We start from the raw sequence: 17,623 nt of genomic DNA on the forward strand, positions 1-17,623 counted from the left end.
CCTCAATTTAAATTAATGATATGAACGTAAATGCTGTGTATTCGCCGTCCATGGCGAAGTCACAGCTTAACGCGCATCCATGCGCTGTTATTACTCATCATTAATTTAATTTCGGGTGTGATCACGGGGGGATATTATTAACAGCAGCCTTTAAGCAAAATTTGTCGATAGACAGAGAGTTATGTATATTAAATTCAACTTAGTTTGAGTAACGCCAATGGCTAATCAAGATCAAAAAGGGAAATGGCTTTCGAGTAAAGAGACGATGGCGTATCTGAAAATATCAGGCTGCGAGCTAATGCACCGCCGCGAACGTGGCGAGCTTAAGTTTGAAAAGCGCGGGCGGGCATATTTTTATTTTTTTGAAATAACAAGGAATTAACTATGACATTTAAAGAACTTATCAACGTTTTTTATAAAGCAGATATCCAATACGCATTAGATAAACTTGGAGAAACAAAAACAGGGAAAAAAGAAGATTTAGTTAATCAGATTATAGACTCCTCAACCCCTGAGAATGTTTTAAATGCTTTTCATCATAATGATTTAAAATGGCTTTGCGATAAGTATGATATTGATACTTCAAGGAATAAATCAGCTCTGATTCGAAACCTATTAGAATATTCAAAACATGAAATGGGTATTGAAGATAGCTATACACAAAACGCACCTATCGATAAATTGAATTCAATGATTGGCCTTCACACTGTAAAAAAACATATAAATAAAATAGATGCGTTTTTAAAGGTACAAAAAGCTCGAGAAAAGAAAGGCTTACAGGAAGTTAAGATTAGTAAGCATATGGTTTTCACTGGTAATCCCGGCACAGGAAAAACAACAGTTGCTAAAATTGTTGCTGATATATTTAAAGAGTTTGGCTTTTTAACTAAAGGTGAAATAATAGAAGTAACACGCTCTGATTTTATAGGGCAATACCTAGGTGAATCTGAGAAAAAAACAGCCGAAATTTTTAAAAAAGCTGTTGGGTCCATTCTATTTATTGATGAAGCATATTCTATTTTTCAGGGTAAAAACGATGATTTTGGGAAAGCGATTTTGCCCGCTTTTCTGACTAACTTAGAGAATCATCGAGATGATATGGTTGTTATAATAGCTGGTTATAAAGCTGAAATGGATAATTTTTTAGATAGTGACCCAGGACTAAGATCTCGATTTTCTGAATATATTCATTTTGATGATTTTAACTCAGATGAATTAATTGAAGTCTTTAAAAAATTAACTGAAGAAAAAGATTATCAACCATCACAAAATCTTGAGTCATCTCTAAACACATATATTAAACAAGCAAAAACAAAGCAAAACTTTTCAAATGCTCGGTTTATTCGTAATACTATTGAAAAATTAATTCAAAACCATGCATTAAGAGTCTCTCAAAACCTAGATGACTGTTCTGAGTTGGATTTAAAAACTTTAAACGTTGAAGACTTAGAGCTGTAAACTTAAACTTTAAAACAGCCGCTTCCTTTAATCTAATCAATACCTTAATCTGGGCTATCGGAGGCGGAGTTCTTAACAATAAGAAGCAAAAACTATGAACGCAGAGCAATTTAAGCAACTTGTAAAAAAAGTAAAAATAGCAAAAAAGCTACCTGATGCAATCTATTTCCATAAAGATGCATTTGCTGATGCACCTGCTGAATTAGTCAAATTTATTAAAGTTGTTGCTCAAGCTCTCAAAGTAGATAAAGCCGATTACGATCTCATAAAGCTATTTAAAAACGACTTTAGACTTTCGCTTTTAAGTTACCCCACGTTCTATGAAGATTCATACCCTGCACTTAAACAAAGCGTTACAGTAGATTTAGCTAAACTTAGTCATAAAATAACTAATTACGATAACAGTGAAAACCCACCTATTTTACACCGAAAAGAAACCATGGTTTCGCCTACGAATAAACACTATCAATTATTTTGTGACTTAACTGCTGAAGGGGAACAAGCGGGGTTATACGAAAATACACGTATGATCGGCTTTAAAGGCTCGTGGGAGCGTTTGATTGCTAAAAAAGGGTATGAACTCACCGATGGGCGTTTGTTTCGCAGCTCTGCAGTACAAAGCCCTACTGATGACAAAACAATTGATCGACATTTAACTGCAATTGTTCGCCATGAACTATCAGCACCTCTAAAAACATTAGCTAAAAATGGCTTTTTAAATGGCGACTATTCAATTTTTGATTACGGTTGTGGCCGAGGTGATGATTTAAGAGAGCTTGAGGCCCATGGTATTGATGCTTTAGGTTGGGATCTAAATTACCGCCCCGATGCAGATAAAGTTATTTCTGACATTGTAAATATTGGATTTGTAATAAATGTAATAGAAGACCGCGACGAGCGGATAGAAGCGCTACTAGGTGCGTGGGAGCTTTCGCAAAAGTTATTGGTTGTATCTGCAATGCTAGGCAACGAATCGCTTGTAAGTCAGTTTCAACCTTATAAAGACGGTGTGGTTACAAGCCGGAATACTTTTCAAAAATACTACACGCAAGCAGAACTAAAAGCGTTTATTGAAATAAGCGTTGATGAAAACGCAATTGCTGTAGCCCCCGGTATTTATTACATATTTAAAGATAAGCAGCTCGAACAACACTTTTTACAGAATCGCCATAAACGTACTTATAAGTGGCAGCATTTAACAGCGCCAGAACCTGTTAATGAAGAACAAGCACGAATTTTATTTACTCAGCACCAGCAACTTTTTGAATCGTTTTGGCTTACATGTTTAACACTTGGCCGCTGCCCTGCGAATAATGAGTTTACGCAAAGTGAAAAAATAAAAGAGGTTATTGGCTCTAATAAAAAAGCGCTACAACTTGTATTAAAGTGGTTTGAACAAGATGAGCTAAAAACCGCTGAAACAATGCGTAAAGAAGATTTACTCCTTTACTTTGCACTTGCCATGTTTGAAAAGCGAAAGCCATACACTCAACAGCCAGAAGACTTAAAGCGCGATATAAAAGCCTTTTTTGATACGTACAAAATTGCACAGCACCAAGCTACTGAGTTGCTCTTTCAAATAGCAGACAGTGCACTAATCGAGTCACTGTGCATTGAAGCCGAAAAGTTATTACCTGCAGGTAAAATCGACTTTGAAAATGACCAGCCCCACGCATTAACGCTTCATAAAGACTTTATCACCTTATTACCTCTTGTATTACGTGTATATATAGGCGCAGCACTGCAGATGTATGGTGAACTTGATGATATTCAGCTTATTAAAATTCACATACATTCAGGTAAGGTAACACTGCTTGGTTATGAAGGGTTTTATGACTCCCCTCTTCCACAGCTTAAAGAGCGTGTGAAAATAAAAATGGCAGATCAAGATGTTGATTTTTTTGATTACGTCGTTGAAGAAAAACGACCAGTACTTCTTAATAAAATTGATTATATTGACGATACGTTTGATGATTATAAAAAGCAGTCAAAGTTCACCAAGAAGTTATCAAAAATTGTTGAAAATAAGCAAATAATTATTAATTCGAGCAATAAAAACACTGTATATACACAACTTGCAAAAATAGACTTCCAAGTTAAAAGTTACAATATTACCCCCATAAAAGTTAGAAATTAAAGGAGAATAATACTATGAGAAAGTGGAATTCAAGTCCTCATCCCATTTCGGATTTAAAAGACTGGAATGAGCTACATCGCCTTGAAATAAATCCTGAATTCCAAAGAGGATCAGTATGGTCTGATGCAGCAAAAATCATGCTGATAGACTCAATTTTAAATGAAATCCCTATGCCTAAAATATTGGTATCAAAAAAAATCATTCTAGGGAGCACTCATAGAATAATTATAGATGGGCAACAAAGGACAAAAACTATTTTGTCATTTATAAATAATGAGTTTAAGTTAAAAGCCCCTTATCAAGGAGAGAGAATTGGAAAATATTTCAAAGACTTTTCACAACCAGAACAAGAACAATTTCTTTCTTATCAAATTGATTTTAACGAATCACAAGGTTTAACAGATCAAGAATTACGAGATGTTTATTCGCGCCTAAATAAATACACCTTTGCACTAAATAAACAAGAACTTAGAAGAGCCGACTTTCCAGGTGATTTTTTAACTTTATCTCAAGATTTAGCTAATATTGAGGATTTTGAAGATTTCAGATTATTCACAGCAGCTAACAAAAGAAGACTCAATGATGTTGAATATATATCAGAAATATTATCTGCCTTTATAGCAGGCCCGCAAGATAAGAAAAACAACTTGGATAATTTCTACCTAGAATACACCAACTGGCCTGAAAAAGAGTTATTCGAAGGTAGACTATTAAACTCAATTAGACAAATTAATTATATTTTTGACGAGACATTTCCTTTAGCCAAAACACGATTTAAGCAAAAGTCTGATTTTTATTCATTAATTATTGCTATCGATAAATTTTTGACTCAAGGTTACGAAATAAACCCTGCTCGATTAGAGTCAGTGAGAAGTGATTTAAAAATAGTTGATAGAAATGTATCTCCAAGCTCCGATGTTAATTTCTTTAATCTATATGCAGAAAAGTGTTTGGCATCTGCCAATACTTTAGCAAGTAGAAATTGGAGAATCGACTTTATCTCATTAATTTTAAAACCTTTATTTAAAGATGAAAAGTTGAGCGAAAATCATAATAAAGTTTTAGTAAGTATTTTTTCGGAACTACCGCAAGCAGATCACAACTTTTCTGAAGCAAAGTGTGATAAATGTGGTGAAGAACACTCTGAAGAAAAAGGTAACTTGTATATTACATGGGGAAAAGATAAAGAGCCCGGGTTATCTAATTTCTACTGGTCACATAAAGGGTGCTTTGGAGATAACATAAATTATATAAATGATGAAAATTTATATGAAATACCTGAAAACCTGAAAGATTTATCTAAATTGGTGTAGGAAAATATGGACATTACCCTTAAACATAAGTTTGATAGAAAGGAATACATAATTGACAGTAAATTCTCATGTGACGGTATTCCTTATGAAGTAGGTGACTTTTTGAATTTCGGTGGAAACGCTCTTGTTCATGAATGTTCAAGTAGTCGTTCATCAGATGAATTAGCAATCAAATTTCAAATAAAAACTCACGGTAATCGAGCTGAAAGATTTAAGCAAGAGATGGATATACACAAGCGTATAAACCATACACACTTAGTTCGTTTTGTTGGTTCTGGTAGTATACGTGCAAAATTGAATAAGAAAGCAGGGCGTTCTCAATTTACTGATATTCAATATGTTATCATGGATAAGTGCGATCAAAACCTGCAAGAATATATAAAAGATGGGAATTTAAGCATTCCTTATTCAGAATATATAGGACAGTTCAGAGGTTTAATTTCAGGGCTTGCTGAATTACATAAAGTAGCTATACACAGAGATATAAAACCCACCAATATTCTGATTAAGGATGGTATTTGGAAATTAAGTGATTTCGGTTTATGTGCCTATCGTGACCCAGAGGAAAGAAATGACTTCACACCAGACGAGGAGAAGATAGGCCCCGCGAATTGGATGTCGCCAGAAAGCAACAGTAAGTTTGCAGGCTATAATACGGACATCACGAGCCACTCGGATGTGTTCCAACTAGCCTCAATTTTTTGGATGATAATAAATCAAAAACACCCCACTGGCATTTTATCAAAAGATGACTGGAGTGGCCCTGACAACTTATACCAAGTATTATTTGATGCCCTACAACATTGTCCAACAAGGCGCCCATTGGATGGAGCTCTGTTTTATGAAAAGATAGTGGAAGCTATCGAGAAACCGATAGCTTTATGACTATCGGTTTTTAAGTTACGAAACTGTTAAACAACTCTCAAAACTTCACTTCTTCTTCCTGGCATATAGAGCTCTATTTCATCACTTGCATAGAGCTTTAAATAGGAATATAAATTTGCTTGGAGATCTTTTATTTTTTGCCGATAAGGTGCTGGGTCATCAGCTAATGCGTCATGCAGCAACCTTGAGATTTGCCCGAAACCCAAGTCTCGTTCTGACTGATTTTCAGTAATTTGTTTTTTTAACCAACGGTATGCCTTTGTTTGCTTAAATAAAGTTGACGCTAATGCAAAATCGTCTTTAGCATTCTCAATTTGAGCAAAAGGTAACGAAGAGTTGAGTTGGTATTCATTCAAAGTAACACCTGGTTTACCTAGCGGGAAGTCTGATACAAACAGCTCAGTTGTTTGAGGCATTATCTCTTCGGGCCATACAGCAGGTAACTCTGTTTCATCCGCATCATCAAATTGTTCTAAAAACGCCTGCATTTTATCAAGCGTATTTATACTTAACTCAGTTGCTGATTCAACAATTTTATTAATGAATGCTTTAGATTGTTCACACGCATTTACTCTACTACAGGATTCTAAGTTACCGTTATTTACTAAAGCTAACCCTTTCCCTGTTAAATTAGCACTGCCATTAAAGATAGTGTCGTGATCAATTTGATAAATTTTTGCGTGCAGGTTTATTAGTGCTTTAACTTGGTAGCCACTGTTAATGCAATCTCGAAGTGCATTCAAGTCACTTGCACCCTTTGCAAAATCAGTTGGTGTAAAACGGCCTATCAATTGCACTTTAGGTTTGTTGTTAGAAATTAATCGACCCAACCAGCTTGTCGCTGATCGGGTCATAAAAGCAGATATAATTGTTACTTTTTCACAGTCAGGTAATATTGCCTCTAACTGCAAAGTAAGATCAGTATTAGAGATCAGACTCGACATTAAAAAGTTCCACAGTCGTCATGAGGTTCTTCTAAAAATTCAGTAATCATTTTCCCCCACTCCCTTCTTACTTGATTTAAATACTCAACTCTATTCTCTATAGATGTCTCATTCATAACTCGAGCAAAACCTGCAATTGCGGTTTCCATCACGATTTTTTCTTCTTCGTTAAGCTTATTCACTAATTTTTTAAAGAATATATGGTTTGTATTAAAAATAACTAAAGTTAGACTTTTACGGGTAGCAACATCAAAAAATGCATCCGAATCTCTTGGCGCGCATTCTATTAAAAATTTAGTACCATTAATAATTGCATCTGAAGCACGAGCTTTAGTTTCATCATTATCAACCCCAGCCCCTCTCAAAAAGTCATCTAGTTCTCCTCCACTAAACGGTTCATCATACTCCTCTGTATTATGACCATTCTCTTCTCTATGCTTTGAGCCGTTTGTCGCAGCGATCTCTGAAGGCGATACTCTACTTTTTTGTGATGGGGAGTTATATTCTAAAGTAACAGTTTTCAGTTTATCCGAAGCTTCTGAAATCATCTTCTTAACAGTTTTAGCTACCTTTAATGCATGTATAAGTGGATCATTATTCTCAATTAAATCCTCTTCAAACTCTTGCTCAGATACAAATCCAACTTGAGAAATTAAGTCCTCTAAATCATAAGGGATTAATTTAACTGCATCTTGTTTATTATTAGTAACACCAAAAAATTCATCTAATAATGGAGAAAAAGAAACTTCAACCCCAATGAACCGCCCCTTAGACTCTCTTAAACCTGATGTAAAAAAAGAATCTCTAATAACAAGCTCTCGACCTGCTCGAACTATTGAAACACCTATATTTCGCTTACAATGCTGGCCGAAAGGTGTAGACCCTAACTCACTTTTTTTACTTTCAGTTAGAATTTGTTTAGCGATACTAGCCTTAACGACTGATGTGCGTATATTCACGCAAGCAGGGCTACTTCTTCCTACATCAATTTCAATTACTTTTTCATCATGTAATTCGAAAAATGCTTCAGACTTATATGGTTCAGGCAGTTCAGGTAAAGAGGTGTTTTTCAATAAGTACATTGGATCATTAGCTTTAAAAATCATGCTAGATTCGAATTGTGAAATTGTATTGTCACTATCAGCTCTATAAATTTTACTCTCTATTTTTATTTTTTCGTCATAAATGAAATTCCTATACATTCTACCGACAAGATATTCACAGTGTTTATAGATTGATTTCCCTGTTTTCCAACTCAAACGATCTAATTTAGACCAGACAACTAAAGTACCAGAAGTGGGCTCGGTGGAGAAAAATGCATCCTTGTATTTGCTTGGGATAGCTTCCATTTTCGGCTCAGGCACTAATTCTAGAATACCTTCTTTCATTTCATCAATATCTAAGTATGTATGGTGTGGCAATTCACCTTCTCGCCAACTCCAAACATCAACGCGCTTACACTGCGAAATAGAAGAGTTTGGTAGTCCCATCCCAAACTTACCCATGCCTTCAGCTTCATTCCGGTGATGTCCACCACCAAATTGCATAGCTGTACGAAGTACTTCCGGCAGCATACCCAAACCGTTGTCCCAAAGAGTAATTTCATCAACAGTATATGTAGCTCGTTTAGCTCCAGTGTCTTTCTTAGATTCAATAAAACCTAGTTCAACTCTCGTTGCTTCTGCCTGTAAACTATTATCAATTAATTCTGCTAACGCATATGCAGAGTTTTTATATCCATTATCACGTAGCGAATCTATAACTGTACTACCGCTTAAAAATCTATTTTCCATATTATTCCCCTCTTATCTTCCACATATCATTCCAATAACCAAACGCAAGACTAATACTTTGAAACTCAGGTATGTTATCCATCACTGTATAAATATTACATTCTTTGTTACCGCCGCTTTTATATCCCCTCATGGCACGGCCCGCCATTTGTAAATACTGTACTAGGGAGTTCATTGGTTTAGCTATTACGGTAACGTTAGTTTTAGGTGCATCAAAACCAGCCGTTAATACATTGAAATTAACAAGAACTTGTAGAACACCTTTTTTATATTGCGCTATTTTTGCTCTGCGACTTTCAGAAGTGTCGTTTTTGCTATCGATAGAAGCTGCTTTGATACCTTGATATGCAAGTGCTGTTGCTAAGTTTATTCCGTGTTCAACTGTACAAGCGAAAACAATGATTTGAGATCCAAGTTTACATTCATCGGTTATAGTTTTTAATATCTGTCGGTTTCGTTCTATGTTATTTGCCAAAGTAGTCATTGTTTCAACGCCGCCTGCATCCCTTAATTCGTATGCAGCAATACCGGAATGATCATAATTTAATGATTTAAAATTGGCTTTAGCTAAGTACCCCTTCTCGACCAAGTAATCTATAGGTGATAGATAGCCTGAAATTTGCATTGATACTTTATTGTTGTAGAAAAAACTAGCTAAACGAGCATCTTCTTCAGATAAACCATCTTCAGAATAGCTTCTGCCTGGAGTGGCAGTTAAACCAATTAAATCAGCGTGAAATGCTTTGTCATCAATAAAGTCTTGAACTACTTCTTGAAACTTAGGAGCTACGGCTTTGTGGGCTTCATCAAAAATTACTAATGTCACTTTTTCAGCAAGCTTGCTGTAAAGAAGTTGTAATTGTCTTGAGTTACTTTTTCTTAAACTTAAAAATTTATGCAAGCCTGCGACTACAAATCCAGAATCAATACCGCTTAGGCTTTCTGTAGAACTTGAATAAAAGCCGTAAAGTGAGGTTGAGCGATTACCTAGTGACTGCCATGCTTTAGAAAATTCAACATAAGCTTGCGAACAAAGTTCCTCTCTATCTGCAAGCCAAAGAACCAAGTTATTTTCAGATTGCCTTAAGTGCTCTGCAGCTATGTTCATTGCTGTGCGTGTTTTACCTGCACCTGTTGGTAGGTGGATTAAAACTCGTTTTTTGTGCTGTTCAAGTTCAGTAAATACTTGTTTACTAATATTTTGCTGATAAGGGTATAAACCATAATTAGGATCTATATGAGTAATACTCTCTAGCGCGTTATCTTGCTCTAATTGACTTTCGTATAATGCAGATAGGCCCATTAAAGCAGCAAATTTGTCAGGGTTTTCATCCGCCCAACTTATTATTGCATCGTAATGATCGGGAGTTACATGCTTTGCTTGAAGTTCAAAACTAGGAAACAACTCGGCTAGCTGCTTTGCTGATAGGCGCTCAATTAACTTATTTCGAAGTCGTGAGTCAAAAATAAAGTCGACTTGTTTAACACTTGCAACTATTCCGGCAAGTTTATTTTTATTATATGAATTGGCCTCTGAGACCTGATTGTCTTGCGCATCAAGTTGAAGTGCGAAATTTATTGAATTTTTAGGAAGAAAGCTTAACAATTCATCTTCAGAGAAATTTAATAAAATTTTAGTAAGCATATTTTAGTCCTTTAATATAAATCAATGCGATAGCTTCCATTATCTATGGACCCTAGGTACGAAGCTAGGCTAAACCACTTGATTATTTATCTTTATATTCAAAACTTTACAATAAACCCCTTATATCTACAAGGGAATTGAGATAAATTCAATAAAACTGTATAAAGGTACAGTTTTTTGTTGTTTAATTACCTAGAAGCCTTCCTCTAAATCTTAATTCACGTTAATATCGCGGCTTGGACAATTTCTCCAGAGGAACTCAAAAAGCAATGAAAGCTAAGTTTACAGGTCACGACACATTCCCTCTGCGCTATGGATGGCTATTCAAAGCAGTTAATCATTTGAATTCAAATGGTAATTTCTCAAGTTCTGACGAAGAAAGTATACGTCATTCTATTGTAGAGCTTGGCGTTGGTAAAAATATGGTTAAAGCAATTCAGTATTGGGCTGAGTCTAGCGGCATTATCGAAAGCGACAGAAAAAATAATAAAACCCTTCATAATGTGACGGAAAACAAAGGACAGTACTTGTTTGGTGACGACGGTAAGGACCCTTACCTTGAATTGCCTGGCTCTATTTGGTTATTGCACTTTTGGCTAAACTTTAATGATGAACACCTAACCGCCTATCGCTACTTTTTTAATTACTCTAATGTTCAGCATTTTGAAAAATCAAAATTGATTGATGATTGCTATGAAGATGCAAAGCGCCTAGTTAAAAGCGAAGTTGGTAATGTTACGACTATAAAAAAAGACATGGATTGTTTTTTAAATATGTATAGTAAAAAAATTAAAGTTACCACTAAAAAAGTAGATGAAGATCACTTCACTTCCCCCCTTGCTGAGCTTAATTTAGTACAAGATAACAGCCGCTCTTTTTATGTCAGTAATTTAACTGAAAGGCCTGAATTACCCATTGAAGTATTTATTTATGCGTTACTTGAATTCTTTAAAGTAGAAACAACTGAATCAAAAGTGAGCACTGTTGATTTTGATTCGTTACTTACTAAACCGTGTTCGCCTGGCCGTATATTTAGGTTATCTGAAGCTGGCCTAGGGCAAAAACTCGATGAAGCTCAGCAACATACTAAAAAAGAAATATCATGGGTCGATTCATTAGGGCTAAGACAAGTAAATATATCTGACTCAGTAAAAAACAATACTATCAATTACTTAAATGACTATTACGGCAAATACAATGTCTGAATCTATTATTGAAATAAATCAACGATATAAAAGCTCCACTCGCATTGATGTTGATAGTGCTAACCTAAATCCCTTTATAGATGACTTTATCGTACATGGAACGGCTATTAATGTACTTGATACTGTAAGCCGTGAGTTTGAGGGCAGTACACAAAGAGCCTATACAATCACAGGCCCTTATGGCTCTGGTAAATCGACTATAGCCTTATTTTTATCTTGCTTACTTTCTACGGATTCAGAACAACGTAGTTACGCTTTAAACAAGCTTAATAATTCTCAAAAAGTAATAAATGGGTTTGATGATAGGTTTAAAATTACTAATGGTTGGAAAACTATTAAGCATGTCTGTGGCCTGGAAGCACCCGCAAATAGTATTCTAATAAGCTTATTGAAAGCGTTTAATATCAAGTTTAATGCAGAAGATATACTCGCTCTTGATGATGATAAGTGCTTAGCAAAAATTAAATCTGTTTTACAAAAACAAAATGATGGCGAAGACGGTGTTTTAATTTTACTAGATGAAATGGGTAAAGCTTTAGATTATCAGTCGCGTGCAAATAAAGACTTACATTTATTTCAGTCTCTCGCTGATATTGTTCAACAAGTAAAACGGCCTGTATTACTGGTTGGTTTTTTACATCAAGCATTCTCTGATTACGCTAAAAATAAAGACGTAAAAACACAGCAAGAATGGAGTAAAGTTCAAGGCCGCTATAGAGACTTAAGCTTTAACCCTTCGATTGATGAATCTTTAGTACTTGTAGGTGACTCAATATTTAGAGCCCCAAAAGTAGTAAAAGCTATTGAATCAAAATATGAAAAGCTGGTCGAGGTTGTAAGTTCGGCGTTTGCAAATCAAAACAAAAATATTGATGCGTTAAGTAATACGTTACCGCTAGATCCTATAGTTAGTTTGTTGCTTGGCCCTGTTTCTCGACGCCGCTTTTCTCAAAATGAGCGTAGTTTGTTCGGCTTTTTAGCGTCACATGAGAAATATGGATTTAGAGAGTTTTTAGAAACAGAGTATAGCGAACTTAATGAAGCACTAAGTTTGTATCGCCCTGAAATGTATTGGGACTATTTACACCATAATTTACACCATTTAATTGTTACTTCACAAGATAGCAAAGCATGGCTAGAGGGTTGTGATGCAATTTATAGAGCTGAACAAAAAGGTGGCGAACTACATACAGCCATTACGAAGCTAATTGCTCTATTAACTATTTTTGGTTTTCATCACCAGTTACATGCTAAACGTGATTTTATAAAAAAATATTTTACTAGTCGCGGATACGAAGCTGCTGAAATAATGCAATCTTTGATTGACTTAGAAACTTGGACAGTTGTTATTTATCGCCAAAAACACGATGCTTTATTTGTGTTTCAAGGTAGTGATATTGATATAAATAGCTTAATCAATGAACGTATCGAAGCTATAAGTTATGGTGTGGATTGGACTGAAATATGTGATATTCCGCAAAATATATTAGCAACTGCACATTACCATAAAACCGGTACTATGCGCTGGGCAACAACAAAGCTGATAAACAAATACGATGTTGCTCTTATCAAGCCATTTGTTACCCCACCTAAAACGGGAGAAGCATTTGCTACGTTTATTTTATGTGTGAATGAAGATATTGCTAAAGCACTTAAACCTCATGAAGAAGCAATGCCTTTTAGTATTGTTGGGAAGTTTGAAGACTTTTCAAACCTTAAAAATGCTGCTATTGAGTTAATTGCTTTAAAGCAAATACTCAAAGACGAGAAAAAAATAGCGCATGACCTGATTGCAAAAAATGAGCTGGAGAATCGGATTAAATTTGCGCAGTCTAATGTTGATCATGAATTGCAATATGTTTACAAAAGCGCTGATTGGTTTCATTGCGGTAAAAAGTTAGAAACGGCACCTTTAACATCTGTCGCCTCAAAAATTGCAAATGAGCTATTTAGCAAGTCACCAGTAGTAATAAACGAGCTAGTTAACCGTTCAAAGCCTTCTGGTAGTGCAAACAGTGCTATCCGTAAGTTAATGAATGCCATGTTTGAACAAGGTGATAAGAAAGATCTCGGTTTTGACGAAAAGGCTTTTCCACCTGAAAAAGGCCTATATCTTTCTTGCTTAAAAAGCAAAGGTTGGCACTGTGAAACTTCAGAGGGATTTTTATTCCCAAGTGAGTGGAGTAAGGAATCGCAAGAAGCTAACCCTGAAATGCATGAGTTATTTAAAAGCGGCTTTGATTATATAAAAAATAACTCCAAAAACAAACAAGTCACTTTAGCTGAACTTTATGATTTTTGGATGCTTCCACCATTTGGTTTAACGGCCGGTTTATGTCGTATTTATGGCTTAGCTTTATTAAAATCACTTGAAGGACAGGTTGCTTTTTACGATTGGGATTCAACCAATCAGTTTATTTTTATACCAGAGCTAGATGAAGAGTTAGTTAATAAAATTTATAAACATCCAAATGAAGCTGGTGTTCGATATTTTGAAATATCTGAAATACAAAGTCACTTACTGGAAAACTTAGCACAGGCAACACTTGGCGAAGTTAAGAATGACGCTGCAATATTAAATATAGCTAAACATATAGTGGGGATTGTTCATAAGTTACCAACATGGGTTAAAAAAACTAGTGGTGAAAGCTTTACAGGTGATGAAGGTAATGGCTTAACAAAGCAAGCCCGTGATTTCAGAAATAAAGTTATTGCGGCAAATGACCCTTACAAACTAATTTTAGATGATCTACCTGCAGTATTTGGCTTTAAAAAAGATGATGCTGAAGTCGAAGAAAAGCTGGCTCTATACCTTAAAACTGCTATAGAAGATTTAAGTGCGCAGCACGATATTTTACTAACTGGTTTTAAGCAGATTATTATTCAAATGTTAGGTGAAGATTTTAATCAGGCCTTAAAAGAGCGATGTGACTTTGTTGAGAAAGTTGCAAAGCGCCCTAATGTTAAAGAACTTGCTAAGCGTATTTCACAGCACATAGATGGTAAAACTAAATTTGAGTTTATTATTAATTTAGCTGCAGGAACACCAGAACGTAATTGGACTGATAAACACCTTCGTAACGGTTTAGATGAACTACAAAACTTATGTGTACAGTTTAGACGCATTGAATCGTTTGGTAATATTCAAACTCAAGGTAATTCTAAGCCGCTAGCATTTATTACTACTGATAATGACGGTAATCATCAAGAGTTTGGTGGATTTATTAGGCACGATTTAGAACGAGATAACGATGTAAAAACTGCTGTTGATAATATTCAAACATCTATCGCTGATATGCCTAAAGAGAAACAACTTGCTACACTAACCAGTTTATTAACTAAATTGATGGATCAAAGTGGATCAGAGGTAACTGATGACTGAAAAAGTTAAACACGTACTAGGACTTTCTGGTGGTAAAGACAGTAGCGCTTTAGCGTTATTTGTTAAAGAAACCTACCCGGATTTAGATGTAGAGTATTTCTTTACGGATACAGGTTATGAGCTACCAGAAACCAATGAGTTTATTGATAAACTTGAAGAAAAGTTGGGGTATATTCATCGTTTAAATGCACGCTCTTTAAATAACATAGAGGGTCGTGGCGAAAAAGATTTTGCACACCTTCTAAAAGAGCATGGTAACTACTTACCTTCACAACGAGATCGTTGGTGCACTGTTCAGATGAAGTTAAAACCATTTGAACAGTGGTTAGATAGCTTTATTAAAGATGGTTATAAAATAAAAAACTATGTTGGTATTAGAGCTGATGAACCAGAACGTGTTGGCTACATGACAATTGAAAAACCAATCGAATCAGTTTTTCCGTTTAGAGAGCATGGCATAGTAAGAAGTGATATAGAGAATATATTACAGCGAAACGGTTTAGAACTGCCGGAATATTACAAATGGCGCTCTCGCTCTGGATGTACATTTTGCTTTTATCAGAGAAAGATTGAATGGGTTAAGCTTATGGAAAAGCACCCTGATTTATTTGAAGAAGCAAAAGCGTTTGAAAAAGGCGATGACAACAATACCACTGTCGGTGAGCGTTTTTACTGGATGGGACAAGGTCAGCCATTAGAAACATTAGAAGACCCTGCAGTACAAAAACGAATTATTGAAAATCACGAGAAAAAGGTTGCTCGCTTTAACAAGAAAAAACGCCGTAATGCACTGTTAGGTGACTTTGAAGGTTATTGTGAGTTTAACGAGCTAGATGATATTTATGACGAAGCAGAAGGCGGTGGAGCCTGTGTGACATGTTATAAATAATAGTAAGCGGCTAAATAGCCGCTTTTTTTATAGCTTGAACTAAAAAATCAATGTCTTTACAAGTGATTTCATGAGTAAAACTAATTCTAAACGTATGTTCTGCCTGTTCCCTAGATAAGCCTAAAGCAGTTAAAACGTGTGAAGCCTCTATTTCTTTAGATGAACAAGCAGAGCCCTGAGCAAGACATAAGGTACTCTCATTCTCACGTACTAAAACACCTACATTGGTTTTTGGCAAAGATAATGAAAGAATATGAGGTAATATACTGCCTTTACCATTTATAGCGTATTCAATTTCATTTTCATTTAACTTTTTCAGAAAATAAGATTTAGGATCTTCATTCTCAAAATAACTATACACTTGTTGAAACACTTCAATAGCTTTGCCAAAACCAATAATTAATGGTGCTGCAACGGTTCCCCCTCGCAAACCCTCTTCTTGCCCTGCACCATGTATAACAGGTAATAGGTTTCGCTTCCTAAGGTCGCGAATGTAAACAGCACCAATTCCTTTAGGTCCACCAACTTTATGCGCAGAGAATGACATTACATCAACATTCATATCATCTACATCTATTTCAGTTTTGCAAAAACTTTGAGCCGCATCTGAGTGAAATAAAATACCTTTTGAGAAGCAAAGCTCACCAATTTCGCTGATCGGGTTAATTGTACCTAGTTCATTATTAACATGCATTATGGATACAAGAACAGTATCCTCTCTTATAGCAGCTTTGACATTCGCAGCTGTAATAACGCCATACTTATCAGGCTCAACAAGCGAAATCTCATATCCTAAATTTTGAAAGTAGTCGCATATTGCAAAAATACATTTGTGCTCAATTGAAGAGATCACTATATGCTTTTTATTCCTAAGGCTTTCATCACCTAATAACAAACTTTTAAAAGCTACATTATTGGATTCAGTTGCACCACTAGTAAATACGATCTCACTTGCAAAGGCTCCTATTTGATCAGCTAGATGCTCTCTTACTTCATTAACCTTAATTAATGCAGATTCTCCTAAAAGGTGACTAGAAGCAGAATTGGCATAGCAGTTTTCAAATGCATTCATCAGTGATTTTTTTACTTCTGGTAAAATTGGATATGAGGCAGCTGTATCGAGGTATATCATTTAATTAATCCTTCATTTGAGGTTTAAGAATAACATAAAGGGATAAGCTCTTAACCCCTTTAACAGCATACTTTTAAAATAATGCTAAGACCCACTCCACTTCCCCATGATCACACCTGAAAGTTATAAATTGATGAGTAATCACTTGCATGGATGCAAGTGAAGCCGTGACTGGCACATGGATGTGCCTTACACGGCATTTACGTTCACATCAATTTTTAACTTGAGGAATCTGTGTGATCCCCCGGGGCGCCGTGGGGTTCCAAGGGGCGGACGGCGGTATTCGCCCCTTGGTTGCCGCCAGCAATCTGGCAAATACCTCGAATGAGGTTCTTAAATACCTAGCTCACAAGCCACAGCACTATTTATAAGCACTGTAAATTGTATAAATATTCAAAAATTCGCGCGCGAGCAAGCTCAACGCCTACATTAATAAATACCCTGCTACCAACATACGTCAGTTCCATACGATAGTAACAGGCGCTAGGTTCTAGGAAAGTTACTAGGTGCTAGGATGAGCCCGCAGACCGTCACTCGAAGCCAACAACTTTTGCCCCCTCATTTACCCTCACTCACTGCTCCTTGTGCAAAAAGTTATTAACTGACTGATTCACCACAGAGGTTAAGAGACGCTACGCTTTAGAGAAAGAATATAAAGACCGCGTCAGCAAGCTTAACGCCTACGGTAGTAAAAGGCGCTAGCTAGGATTAGCCCGCCCCCTGTGTCAGGATAGTTGTCGCCTCTAACTTTTAATAGAGGCAGATAAAATGAGACGTCGATTTACTCAAGAATTTAAAGTTCAAGCTGTTGAAAAAGCATTATCTCAATGTGATGATGTT

General features: G+C 35.8%; 12 protein-coding genes. 8 read left to right on the forward strand and 4 right to left on the reverse strand.

Features of this window, described 5'->3' with window-relative positions:
* Positions 1–217: 217 nt before the first annotated feature.
* From H5182_RS21240 to H5182_RS21260, 5 genes are all read left to right on the forward strand, one after another.
* On the forward strand, positions 218–382 hold the full coding sequence (locus H5182_RS21240; protein WP_182760578.1) for a hypothetical protein: 165 nt from the start codon (positions 218–220) through the stop codon (positions 380–382).
* A gap of 2 nt (positions 383–384) precedes the next feature.
* Positions 385–1,458 (forward strand): AAA family ATPase, encoded by a 1,074-nt coding sequence (locus H5182_RS21245; protein WP_182760579.1) that lies wholly within the window; start codon positions 385–387, stop codon positions 1,456–1,458.
* A 94-nt stretch (positions 1,459–1,552) separates the two neighbouring features.
* Positions 1,553–3,595, forward strand: coding sequence for a DNA phosphorothioation-associated putative methyltransferase (locus H5182_RS21250; protein WP_182760580.1), 2,043 nt, complete (start codon positions 1,553–1,555; stop codon positions 3,593–3,595).
* A 14-nt stretch (positions 3,596–3,609) separates the two neighbouring features.
* Positions 3,610–4,908 carry a DUF262 domain-containing protein gene (locus tag H5182_RS21255; protein WP_182760581.1) on the forward strand — a complete coding sequence of 433 codons (1,299 nt, stop codon included), beginning with the start codon at positions 3,610–3,612 and terminating at the stop codon, positions 4,906–4,908.
* Positions 4,909–4,914: 6 nt separating this feature from the next.
* Entirely contained in the window at positions 4,915–5,793 is an 879-nt protein-coding gene (locus H5182_RS21260; RefSeq protein ID WP_182760582.1) for a protein kinase domain-containing protein, read from the forward strand.
* A 26-nt stretch (positions 5,794–5,819) separates the two neighbouring features.
* Here the strand turns inward: H5182_RS21260 and H5182_RS21265 are convergent, their stop codons facing one another.
* The 3 genes from H5182_RS21265 to H5182_RS21275 are packed head-to-tail and all read right to left on the reverse strand — an operon-like array spanning position 5,820 to position 10,175.
* Positions 5,820–6,737, reverse strand: a complete 918-nt coding sequence (locus H5182_RS21265; RefSeq protein ID WP_182760583.1) for a phospholipase D-like domain-containing protein — start codon at positions 6,735–6,737, stop codon at positions 5,820–5,822.
* The gene (locus H5182_RS21270) at positions 6,737–8,530 is read right to left on the reverse strand and encodes an ATP-binding protein (RefSeq protein ID WP_182760584.1); all 1,794 of its coding nucleotides are present in this window, start codon (positions 8,528–8,530) and stop codon (positions 6,737–6,739) included. Before H5182_RS21270 ends, H5182_RS21265 begins: the two co-directional genes overlap by 1 nt.
* Before the next feature lies 1 nt (position 8,531).
* The gene (locus H5182_RS21275) at positions 8,532–10,175 is read right to left on the reverse strand and encodes a DEAD/DEAH box helicase (protein ID WP_182760585.1); all 1,644 of its coding nucleotides are present in this window, start codon (positions 10,173–10,175) and stop codon (positions 8,532–8,534) included.
* 269 nt (positions 10,176–10,444) lie between these two features.
* Here H5182_RS21275 and H5182_RS21280 point away from each other — a divergent pair, with 269 nt between their 5' ends.
* Genes H5182_RS21280 through H5182_RS21290 form a run of 3 tightly spaced genes read left to right on the forward strand, consistent with a single transcriptional unit; the run spans position 10,445 to position 15,651 of the window.
* Positions 10,445–11,380: a DUF4007 family protein gene (locus H5182_RS21280; protein ID WP_182760586.1), complete on the forward strand. Its 936-nt coding sequence runs from the start codon at positions 10,445–10,447 to the stop codon at positions 11,378–11,380.
* Positions 11,373–14,762 carry a hypothetical protein gene (locus H5182_RS21285; RefSeq protein WP_182760587.1) on the forward strand — a complete coding sequence of 1,130 codons (3,390 nt, stop codon included), beginning with the start codon at positions 11,373–11,375 and terminating at the stop codon, positions 14,760–14,762. Before H5182_RS21280 ends, H5182_RS21285 begins: the two co-directional genes overlap by 8 nt.
* Positions 14,755–15,651, forward strand: a complete 897-nt coding sequence (locus tag H5182_RS21290; RefSeq protein ID WP_182760588.1) for a phosphoadenosine phosphosulfate reductase family protein — start codon at positions 14,755–14,757, stop codon at positions 15,649–15,651. Before H5182_RS21285 ends, H5182_RS21290 begins: the two co-directional genes overlap by 8 nt.
* Positions 15,652–15,661: 10 nt before the next feature.
* On the opposite strand, the gene H5182_RS21295 is transcribed toward H5182_RS21290, so the two are convergent.
* Positions 15,662–16,783, reverse strand: a complete 1,122-nt coding sequence (locus H5182_RS21295; RefSeq protein ID WP_182760589.1) for a cysteine desulfurase family protein — start codon at positions 16,781–16,783, stop codon at positions 15,662–15,664.
* Positions 16,784–17,623 lie beyond the last annotated feature (840 nt).

The organism is Pseudoalteromonas sp. SG44-17, assembly GCF_014164235.1.
Taxonomy (GTDB): domain Bacteria; phylum Pseudomonadota; class Gammaproteobacteria; order Enterobacterales; family Alteromonadaceae; genus Pseudoalteromonas; species Pseudoalteromonas rhizosphaerae.